The following is a 9697-nucleotide window of genomic DNA, read 5'->3' on the forward strand; positions in this document are numbered from 1 at the left end:
TGCAAAAAAAACTATATATAGAAAAAGGTGGTGTATTTGTCAAAGCAGAAAAGAGTTAATGTAGATTTCCTACAAATAGTAGAGGGGGAGAATTTACATTCATAACGGTAGAGGAAGTGGCAGCAGATGAAAGAGTATATAGCGTTTGATATTGGCGGTACGCAAATTAAGTATGGTATTGTTTCAGAAATAGGGAGAGTATTAAAGCGTCAAACAGTTGCAACAGAAATTCATTTAGGCGGAGAACAAATTATTCAAAAACTTATATATGTATCCAAAAAAATAATGAATGAACATACTATTGCCGGAATCGGTATTAGCACTGCGGGAATTGTTGATATTAATAAAGGAATTGTGACGGGAGGCGCGGATCATATTCCGGGATATAGTACTATTCCTATTATTGATAGATTGCAAGAGATATTAAAAGTTCCAGTATCGATTGACAATGATGTGAATTGTGCAGCGTTTGGAGAAAAGTGGAATGGTAGTGGAAGAGAGAAAGATAACTTAATTATGCTCACCCTTGGAACAGGGATTGGAGGAGCAATTTTTATAGATGGAAAATTGTACCGAGGACATTCATTTAGTGCTGGTGAATGGGGGAATATGTTAATAGAAGGAAAAACGTTTGAAGAGGTTGCTTCGATTTCAGGATTAATTCGACTTGTAAGCAAATATAAAGGCAAAGGCAAGTGGAATGGGAAAAGAATTTTCGAGTTGTATGATAAAGGAGATCGGGAAGTTGCTCAAGCAGTTGGGATTTTCTTTAAACATTTGGCAATCGGAATTAGTAATCTTGCTTATATTTTTAATCCAGAAACGATTATTATTGGTGGAGGAATTACCGATAGAGGAAATGAGTTTTTAAAAGAAGTAAAAGAAGAGGTCAGTAAATACTTAAATCAAGAGATTTATAATAATTGTGAGATTGAACTTGCGCAAAACGGTAATTGTGCAGGAATGATTGGTGCTATTTACCACTTCTTACATCATCATAAGTAAATTATATGAATGTTTTCATATAACTGAGAATTTATCCTTTTTATCGCTAGGTAAATAATGCTACAATATAAGAGAAGAATACAATATTTTCCGATTAGGAAAATGCTTTGTAGAAAGGGAGAAACTTCATGCCTATTATTTTAGAAAAAGGTCAAAAGATCGATTTAACGAAAGGACAACCAAAAGTAGCAAAACTACAGGTTGGCTTAGGCTGGGATCCAATTGGGCAATCAGGTGGATTTCTGTCTTCATTATTTGGAAGTAAACCAAATGTAGATTGTGATGCATCTGTTGTTATGTTAGAAGGAGATCGTTTTTTAAACAAAAATGATTTAGTTTACTTCGGAAATAAACTTTCTACTTGTGGTAGTATTATTCATTCAGGAGATAATTTAACAGGTGAAGGCGCTGGTGATGACGAAACAATTTTCGTAGAATTACATAAAGTTCCAAGCCGTATTAATCGTTTAGTATTCGTTGTAAATATTTATGACTGTGTAAATCGTCGTCAAGATTTCGGGATGATTCGTAATGCATATATTCGTATTCAAAACCCGCAAACTGGTGAAGAATTAGCACGCTATAATTTATCGGATAATTATGCTGGCAAAACAACTCTAATTGCAGGTGAAATGTATCGTCACGGAAGTGAATGGAAGTTTTCAGCAGTTGGAGAAGGCACGCAAGATAAAAACTTAAGTGAGATTGTATCACGTTATCAATAAAATAACCGAGGAGGAATTGTATATGGCATCAATTTCATTGAAAAAGGGACAAAAGGTAGACTTAACAAAAACGAATCCAGGTCTTTCGAAAGTTCTTGTAGGACTTGGTTGGGACACGAATCGTTATGACGGACAAAACGATTTCGACTTAGATGTTAGTATTTTCTTAGTAGGCGCGAATGGTAAAGTTTCAGGAGCTGAAGATTTCATTTTCTATAATAATCCAAAAGGTGCGAATGGTGCTGTAGAGCATTTAGGAGATAACCGCACTGGTGAAGGTGAAGGCGATGACGAAGCGATTAAAGTAGATTTGAAAAATGTTCCTGCTCACATCGAACGTATTTGTTTCACAATTACAATTTATGATGGAGAAGGCCGTAGCCAAAACTTCGGACAAGTTTCTAATTCTTTCGTACGTATTCTTGATGAAGAAAAGAATGCAGAATTAATTCGTTACGATTTAGGAGAAGATTTCTCTATTGAAACAGCCGTAGTAGTAGGTGAATTATATCGTCATGCAGGTGATTGGAAATTCAATGCAATCGGAAGTGGATTCCAAGGTGGATTAGCGTCTCTATGTAATAACTTTGGTTTAGATGTAGAGTAATAGATTTGATTTATATATCCATCGGTGAAATGTATGTTTACTGATGGATATATTTTTAAAGATAAAAATATAGAGGTGAATATAGATGGTTATTCAATTACAAAAAGGCCAGAAAATCGATTTAGGTAAGACAAGCCCTGGTTTAACAAAAGCAGTAATTGGTCTTGGATGGGATATTAAATCTTATGACGGCGGAGCCGATTTCGATTTAGATGCATCTGCCTTTTTATTAGATGCAAACGGAAAATGTACGAAGGAAACTGATTTTATCTTCTATAATAATTTACAGTCTCCTTGTGGATCTGTTTTACATACAGGAGATAACCGTACAGGTGAAGGTGAAGGTGACGATGAGCAACTTGTTGTGGATTTGAAGAAAGTTCCAGCAGATGTGCACAGAATTGCTATTACAGTTACGATTTATGATGCAGAAGGCCGTAGTCAAAACTTTGGGCAAGTAGGAAATGCGTTTGTTCGTTTAGCGAATGAAGAAACGAGTGAAGAAGTTCTTCGTTTTGATTTAGGGGAAGATTTCTCCATCGAAACAGCAGTTGTCTTTTGTGAATTATACCGTCATAATGGACAGTGGAAGTTTAATGCAGTAGGAAGTGGATTCCAAGGTGGTTTAGGTGCGCTTGTAAGAGCGTATGGCTTGGATGCATAGAAAGGAAACGATATTCGTTTCCTTTTTTTGACCTTTCTATAAATCTAGCAAAGAATAGGGGATAAAGGTAAGATGAGTATTTTGCAAGGAATCCTTGATACGTATGCTCAGTTTTTCGACTTGGACATGTGGATTAAAGTGTTGCAGGATCCAGTATCTTGGGGATTAATTGGTACACTTGTTGTACTTGAAGGATTATTATCTGCTGATAACGCACTTGTGTTAGCGGTAATGGTAAAACATCTTCCGGAAGAAAAACGTAAAAAAGCATTATTCTATGGACTTATTGGAGCTTATGTGTTCCGCTTTATTGCGATTGGAATCGGAATGTTCTTAATTAAATTATGGTGGGTAAAACTTCTTGGTGCACTTTACCTTGCTTGGTTATCAGTAAAATACTTTATTGATAAGCGTAAAGGTGCAAGTGAAGAAGACGAAGCTCACGGTATGAATCAAAATAGTATTCTCTTTAGAATGTTTGGTGTCTTCTGGGGAACAGTTGCAATGGTTGAATTAATGGATATCGCATTCTCTGTAGATAGCGTACTTGCTGCATTTGGTGTATCTAATGAAGTTTGGATTTTACTATTAGGCGGAATGCTAGGTATTTTAATGATGCGTGGTATTGCTGGTGTATTCTTAAAATTGTTAGAGCGTATTCCAGAGCTTGAAACGACAGCATACATTTTAATCTTAATTATTGCAGCAAAAATGTTACTGTCTTTAATCGAGATTGAGATTAGTCATACACTATTCTTTATTATTTTAGTTGTAGCATTTGGAGCAACATTTATACTTCACTACATGAAGAATTCTGGACAAGCTAGAGAAGAAGTTGCAGCTACTAAAGAAGACAATAAATAATTGAAATGGGTTTGCTCGTTTTGCGAGCGCCCATTTTTTATAACCAAAAATAGTTTATAATAGAAGAAGGACTTAGAAAAAACGTAAATGTTTTTGGAGGTGAACTGTTGTGTTTTCACGTTTTACACTTCAACCATATGCATTAAAAGATGAATCAGATTTAAAGCAATTTGAAACGCTTTTAGAAAAACGCCCACAATATGAGCTGACAGAGAATGAGATGAAATTTAGTTATATAGCATGTCGAATCCTTGGTGTTCCTAATGATGTAGATGAATATTTTAATGAACTGTTTGATTATAGTGAAGCGAAAGGAATCGAAGTTTTACACGAACAAAATTTAAACAAAGTGATTGATTCGGAAAAGCTTCGTCATATTCAAGAAGTGTTCGGATTACATCAAGAAGCACCAAATGGTCTGACAGTAAATAGGCTAGTTGCACACTTATCTGGGAAACAACTTTTACCGAAAGTAGACAACCCTGATTTACAGCATTACATACATACGACGTTTATTTCACTATTGAAATTATATGAGAAGCAACATAATCAGTCGTTAAAGACAGAAGGCTTCCGTCGTTTCTTAATCGACATAATTAAACTAAGCGAAAATTACGTAGCGAAGTGGTTCTCTACGATTAATTATAAGAAACAAATGCCGCGTATCATTTGGTACGGTGATGCACAGGAAAGCCGTATATATTTCTTATACTTTCTTATTATGCTCGGTTGTGATGTGCTTTATTATCACCCAGAAGGAAAAGATGGATTTGAAAATATTGATGAAGAGGGAAGAACTTTTGTTGTATCTCATTCAAGTCGCATTTCGCTTGAACCATTCCCTGATCGTCGCCGTGAGCGTGTTGCAACAGTAGCGTATCAAGCTTCGAAAGAAATTGAACAAGTACTTCACCACGATAATTCACTGCTGTACAAGCCGTGGCAATTCCGTTCCTATACGCCTGTAGCTCGTACACTAAAAACAACATATGATGAACTCTTTTTAATTACGAAAGAAAAGGCGTTTGTACGCCCGACATTCTTTGTTGAAAATAAACACATTTATATTCCTTCTTTATTTGCGAAAATATCAGGCGTTTCAAAGAATGATAAAGAATATTTTCAACGATTAAAGGCTGTTACATCATTTGATAACAGTTTATTAATTAATACATTCCCATTTACGAAAGAGCAAAAAGCAAACTTCCAATATCATTATCGAGATGCATTGGACCGAGCTGGGAAATTGCATCCTGATCTAATTATGAATAGCCATTGGTGGCCGCATAAGCGTTTACCGGAAGGTTTACAGCATGGAATTGCAGAAGCGATTATCCATACGTGTGAAAGTGAAATGTGTAAACCAATTGCGAAAGAGACGAAACAAGATGTAGCGCTATATGTTTTCGCGCAACTTTCTCAAATACCACCGAATATTTTAGAACAGCTTGAGAAATTTGATTATTCACAAGATGTACCGAAAATTGTTATATTTAATAATGAGAAGAGTGGAGAGTTAACTCGTTCTGATGCTGTTTTATTACTATTTTTGAATCAAATTGGAGTAGATGTATTTCATTTCAATCCAACGGGAAGAAACGATATTGAACCGTATATTGAAGCGGGGGCATTTGATTCACATTGGCTTGAAGAGGTTAATTTCGATCTTGAGTTTCATGGTTCATCAGCCTATAAAAATTTATCACAAACAATAAAAGGACTATTTCGTCCATTTTTATAAGGAAAGGGAGAATACCATATGAATAACCCAGTCGTACTAGATCCGAAAACAGAATTAAATGAACAAACAGCACAAGATGTTCGCTTACAACTTAGACAAGATGCGGATGTACAACGTATTTATAATGCGGTAGATATTAAAGATCAATTAGAATTAATTGAACTTGGAAAAGAACCTTCTATGGAAATTTCACGTTTTGCTGATCAAATTTTACATACAATGTCATTATCAAAGATAGAAGATTCTGGTGAATTATTAAAACAGCTTGGTAAAATTATGGACCGATTCGATAGTAAAGACTTTGCGGAAGAGAAAAGCGGTTTCTTTTCACGTATGTTTAAAAAAGCGGATAAAATGATTGAACAAATTTTTAGCAAGTATCAAACGATGGGCCGTGAAATTGATAAAGTTTATGTGGAAATTACGAAGTACCAAGATGAGATGAAAAAATCAATTGGTACGTTAGATGGCTTGTATGAGCAAAACTTAAAATATTATCTAGACTTAGAGAAGTACGTAGTAGCAGGAGAAATGTTATTAGAGCGTTTAAATACAGAGTTAGTTCCGATGTATGAAGAGCGTGTACGTAATAATGATCAATTAGCAGGTATTGAATTAGAGTCGCTTAAAAACTCTGTTGAAATTTTAGAACAGCGTATTGACGATTTAGAAAAAGCACGTATGGTTGCGTTACTTACAGCACCACAAATTCGTATGATTCAACGTGGTAATAATAAATTAATTGGTAAAATCAATACAGCATTTATTACAACGATTCCTATCTTTAAAAATGGTATCATTCAAGCGGTAAATGCGAAGCGTCAAAAGCTTGTTGCGGATTCTATGGCTGAACTGGATCGCCGTACAAATGAATTACTTAAGAAAAATGCACAAAATATCGCAACGCAAAGTGTAGAAGTAGCGAGATTATCAGGTTCTTCTAGTATTAAGATGGAAACACTTGAGGAAACTTGGAACATTATTTCAAGAGGTATGCAAGAAACACAACAAATTGAAGAGCAAAACAAACGTGAGCGTGAAGAAAGCCGCAAACGTATGGCTACATTAACAGAGAACATCAAAAAAGAATTACAAGGATAAATGAAAAGGCAATGAGGAATATTCCTCATTGCCTTTTTAGTTTTTCTTCACTAATTTAATAATCTCATTCACAACAAGTGGAATGATACTTAATAAGAGAACAAATCCCCAATCTCGCATCGTTAATGCATGTACACCGAATATATTTGCAAGGGGCGGGATGGAGATGATACAAACTTGCATAAGAACACCGATAAGAAGGGAGAAAACTAAATATTTATTTGTAAAGATCCCAATTGAAAAAATTGATTTCGTTCTTGAACGCAAGTTAAATGAATGAACGAGCTGAGAAAAACTAAGAACGACAAATGCCATCGTTTGAGCGTGTAATAGAGCATCGTCATCAATTCGCTCTGGGAAAAGAGGGAATAAATTTGTATCTCCAGTATAGAATTTTGCTCCGGCGATAAAAGCTATTAGCGTTAAAAGTCCAATGATAACTCCATTGAAAATTAGGAAAGGAACGCTACCACTAAATAAGCTTTCTTTTGCATGTCGTGGTTTTTCCTTCATCACATCTGGATCTTCAGGATCAACCCCAAGTGATAATGCAGGCAGTGTATCTGTAATTAAATTCACCCATAAAATATGAATAGGTCGTAGTGGTGTTGCCCAGCCGAGTAAAATTGCTAAAAATAAAGCGATAATTTCTCCGAAGTTACAAGAGAGTAGGAAGAGAATTGATTTTTTTATGTTGCGATAAATATTTCTACCTTCTTCAACAGCTTTCACGATAGATGAAAAATTATCATCTGTTAACACAACATCCGCTGCCCCTTTTGCAACGTCTGTTCCTGTAATGCCCATCGCTACGCCGACATCGGCTTGCTTTAAAGATGGTGCATCATTGACGCCATCACCAGTCATAGAAACGATATTTCCTTTCGCGCGTAATGCCTTTACAATTTTCACTTTATGCTCTGGAGAGACTCTAGCGAATACATTTAAATGATTAATTTTGCTAGCTAGTTCTGTATCAGAAATGTTATCTAATTCAGTTCCAATCATAATTTCCGATATTTCTTCAGCAATGCCAAGTTCTTTGGCAATTGCAAAGGCGGTATCTTTATGGTCACCAGTAATCATAACTGTGCGAATACCGGCTTTTTTACATTCTGTAATTGAATCTTTCACTTCAGTTCGTGGTGGATCAATCATACCGACAAGACCAATAAAGATAAGATTTTCTTCAAGATGATTTATATCCACATCGTTTGAATTGTATTGTTTAAATGCGAATGAAAGTACTCTTAAAGCTTCTTGAGACATTGCTCCGGCAGCTTCTAATATTTGATTTTTATCAGAATCAGTTAAAATCTCGATTTTGCCGTTTTTAAAAATATGGGTACATCGAGGTAAGAGCTTATCAATAGCGCCTTTCGTCATGCTATAGTAGCTTTCATCGTATGTATGTACGGTTGACATCATTTTACGATCTGAATCGAAAGGTACTTCGTTAACACGTTCATGTATTTTTTCTAAATGATCTTTTTGCATGTTAAAAGTGGTTCCAGCAACGAGAAGTGCAATTTCAGTCGGGTCTCCCGTTTGTGATTCGTTATTGTAAGAAGCATCATTACATAGCACCATATTTTCTAACAATAGACGTTGCGCATCATTATTTACATTTAAACTTTCTAAGCGATCGTATGTGTTATCACTATAAAAGTGAGTAACGGTCATTTTATTTTGCGTTAACGTACCTGTTTTATCTGAACAAATAATTGTGACAGAACCGAGGGCTTCAACAGCTGGTAGTTTCCGAATGATAACGTTTTGTTTAATCATACGTTGCACACCAATTGCAAGAACGATGGAAACGATAGCTGGCAAGCCTTCTGGAATAGCTGCAACGGCTAAACTAATAGCAGTCATAAACATTTCTAACGTATCCCGGCCTTGTAAAAAACCGATGAGGAACATAACGATACAAATAGCTACAGCGACAAAGCCTAAATATTTTCCGACTTGTGCTAAGCTTTTTTGAAGTGGTGTCATATCATCGTCTGCTTCATGTAAAAGGGTAGCAATCTTACCAATTTGTGAGTTCATTCCAGTTTCAACAGCAACACCGACGCCTCTTCCGTATGTTACAAGAGTGGACATAAATGCCATGTTTTTTTGATCGCCGAGTGGTACTTGCTCATCACTTTGCATGGAAGGGTGGTAGATTGCATCTTTATCAACAGGGACAGATTCACCAGTTAGAGCAGATTCTTCAACTTTTAAATTTGCGGTTTCAATAAGGCGTAAATCGCATGGGATATATCGTCCGGCGTCGAGCATAACGATATCCCCTGGAACGACGTGCTCAGATGGAATTTCTTTTAGTTCACCATTTCTCTTGACGATAGCTTTAGGTGTTGCCATCTTTTTCAATGCCTCTAAAGCTTGTTCTGCTTTCGATTCTTGGACAACACCGATAACAGCATTTAAAACTACAACGAGCGCGATAATGCTGGCATCCGCCCATTCACCTACAAAGGCAGAAATAAGGGCAGCAATAATAAGGACATATACAAGGACGTCATTAATTTGGGCGAAAATACGCTGCCATAAAGTGCGTTTTTGTTTTGTAGCTAATTCATTAGAACCGTATTGCTTTAAACGTTCACTTACAATTTTATCTGTTAAACCGTGTTGTTCGTTTGTTTCTAGGTCAATTAATGTTTGATCTTTCGTCTTACTGTACCAATTGCTCATAAGTAAGCACCTCCAGTAAAAACAGTTAGCAATGGTAGTGTTGCTATTATTTGTGAGTAGTATGTATGGAGAAAAAATCTAAGGTGAGGTTCTACTTCTATTGTACAATATTTTACAGTTGGTTGAGGGAAAGAGAAGAGTTGTCATGAATTTGTTGGAAATAAAAAAGAGCCTCATTGGTCATCTCCCTGTCAAGTAGACAGTAATAAAAAGAGTATTATGCCACGGCCTTTTCCCGATATTCTATCGGGGAAAGGCCGTGAAGTTTTTCTTGGAACCTTTCTGTA

At 35.9% G+C, this 9697-nt stretch carries 9 protein-coding genes; 7 read left to right on the forward strand and 2 right to left on the reverse strand.

Annotated elements, in window-relative coordinates:
• Positions 1–126: 126 nt before the first annotated feature.
• The 7 genes from MR136_RS25080 to MR136_RS25110 all read left to right on the forward strand — a co-directional run bounded on the left by MR136_RS25080 (position 127) and on the right by MR136_RS25110 (position 6707).
• Positions 127–1005 (forward strand): ROK family protein, encoded by an 879-nt coding sequence (locus MR136_RS25080; RefSeq protein WP_017673775.1) that lies wholly within the window; start codon positions 127–129, stop codon positions 1003–1005.
• Between the two features lie 128 nt (positions 1006–1133).
• Complete coding sequence (locus MR136_RS25085) at positions 1134–1730, forward strand: TerD family protein (RefSeq protein ID WP_001121586.1); 597 nt, start codon at positions 1134–1136, stop codon at positions 1728–1730.
• 22 nt (positions 1731–1752) lie between these two features.
• Positions 1753–2337 carry a TerD family protein gene (locus MR136_RS25090; protein ID WP_017673776.1) on the forward strand — a complete coding sequence of 195 codons (585 nt, stop codon included), beginning with the start codon at positions 1753–1755 and terminating at the stop codon, positions 2335–2337.
• Positions 2338–2422: 85 nt separating this feature from the next.
• The gene (locus MR136_RS25095) at positions 2423–3001 is read left to right on the forward strand and encodes a TerD family protein (RefSeq protein WP_000236643.1); all 579 of its coding nucleotides are present in this window, start codon (positions 2423–2425) and stop codon (positions 2999–3001) included.
• 72 nt (positions 3002–3073) lie between these two features.
• Complete coding sequence (locus MR136_RS25100; RefSeq protein WP_000025704.1) at positions 3074–3865, forward strand: TerC family protein; 792 nt, start codon at positions 3074–3076, stop codon at positions 3863–3865.
• Between the two features lie 109 nt (positions 3866–3974).
• The gene (locus MR136_RS25105) at positions 3975–5606 is read left to right on the forward strand and encodes a YceG family protein (RefSeq protein ID WP_000492859.1); all 1632 of its coding nucleotides are present in this window, start codon (positions 3975–3977) and stop codon (positions 5604–5606) included.
• 18 nt (positions 5607–5624) lie between these two features.
• Positions 5625–6707 carry a toxic anion resistance protein gene (locus MR136_RS25110; protein WP_001064409.1) on the forward strand — a complete coding sequence of 361 codons (1083 nt, stop codon included), beginning with the start codon at positions 5625–5627 and terminating at the stop codon, positions 6705–6707.
• Positions 6708–6743: 36 nt separating this feature from the next.
• Here MR136_RS25110 and MR136_RS25115 read toward each other — a convergent pair whose 3' ends face one another.
• Positions 6744–9410, reverse strand: a complete 2667-nt coding sequence (locus MR136_RS25115; protein WP_061456731.1) for a cation-translocating P-type ATPase — start codon at positions 9408–9410, stop codon at positions 6744–6746.
• A 217-nt stretch (positions 9411–9627) separates the two neighbouring features.
• Positions 9628–9697 (reverse strand): IS3 family transposase (locus MR136_RS28700; protein WP_325782447.1); only part of this gene is annotated, 70 nt, incomplete at its 5' end.

The organism is Bacillus cereus group sp. BfR-BA-01311, assembly GCF_022664295.1.
GTDB lineage: Bacteria > Bacillota > Bacilli > Bacillales > Bacillaceae_G > Bacillus_A > Bacillus_A cereus.

What these genes read in the sequence shown, in the direction of transcription:
- MR136_RS25080 (WP_017673775.1), top strand. Translation starts at nt 127, where the DNA reads ATGAAAGAGTATATAGCGTTTGATATTGGCGGTACGCAAATTAAGTAT.
- MR136_RS25085 (WP_001121586.1), top strand. Translation starts at nt 1,134, where the DNA reads ATGCCTATTATTTTAGAAAAAGGTCAAAAGATCGATTTAACGAAAGGA.
- MR136_RS25090 (WP_017673776.1), top strand. Translation starts at nt 1,753, where the DNA reads ATGGCATCAATTTCATTGAAAAAGGGACAAAAGGTAGACTTAACAAAA.
- MR136_RS25095 (WP_000236643.1), top strand. Translation starts at nt 2,423, where the DNA reads ATGGTTATTCAATTACAAAAAGGCCAGAAAATCGATTTAGGTAAGACA.
- MR136_RS25100 (WP_000025704.1), top strand. Translation starts at nt 3,074, where the DNA reads ATGAGTATTTTGCAAGGAATCCTTGATACGTATGCTCAGTTTTTCGAC.
- MR136_RS25110 (WP_001064409.1), top strand. Translation starts at nt 5,625, where the DNA reads ATGAATAACCCAGTCGTACTAGATCCGAAAACAGAATTAAATGAACAA.
- MR136_RS25115 (WP_061456731.1), bottom strand. Translation starts at nt 9,410, where the DNA reads ATGAGCAATTGGTACAGTAAGACGAAAGATCAAACATTAATTGACCTA.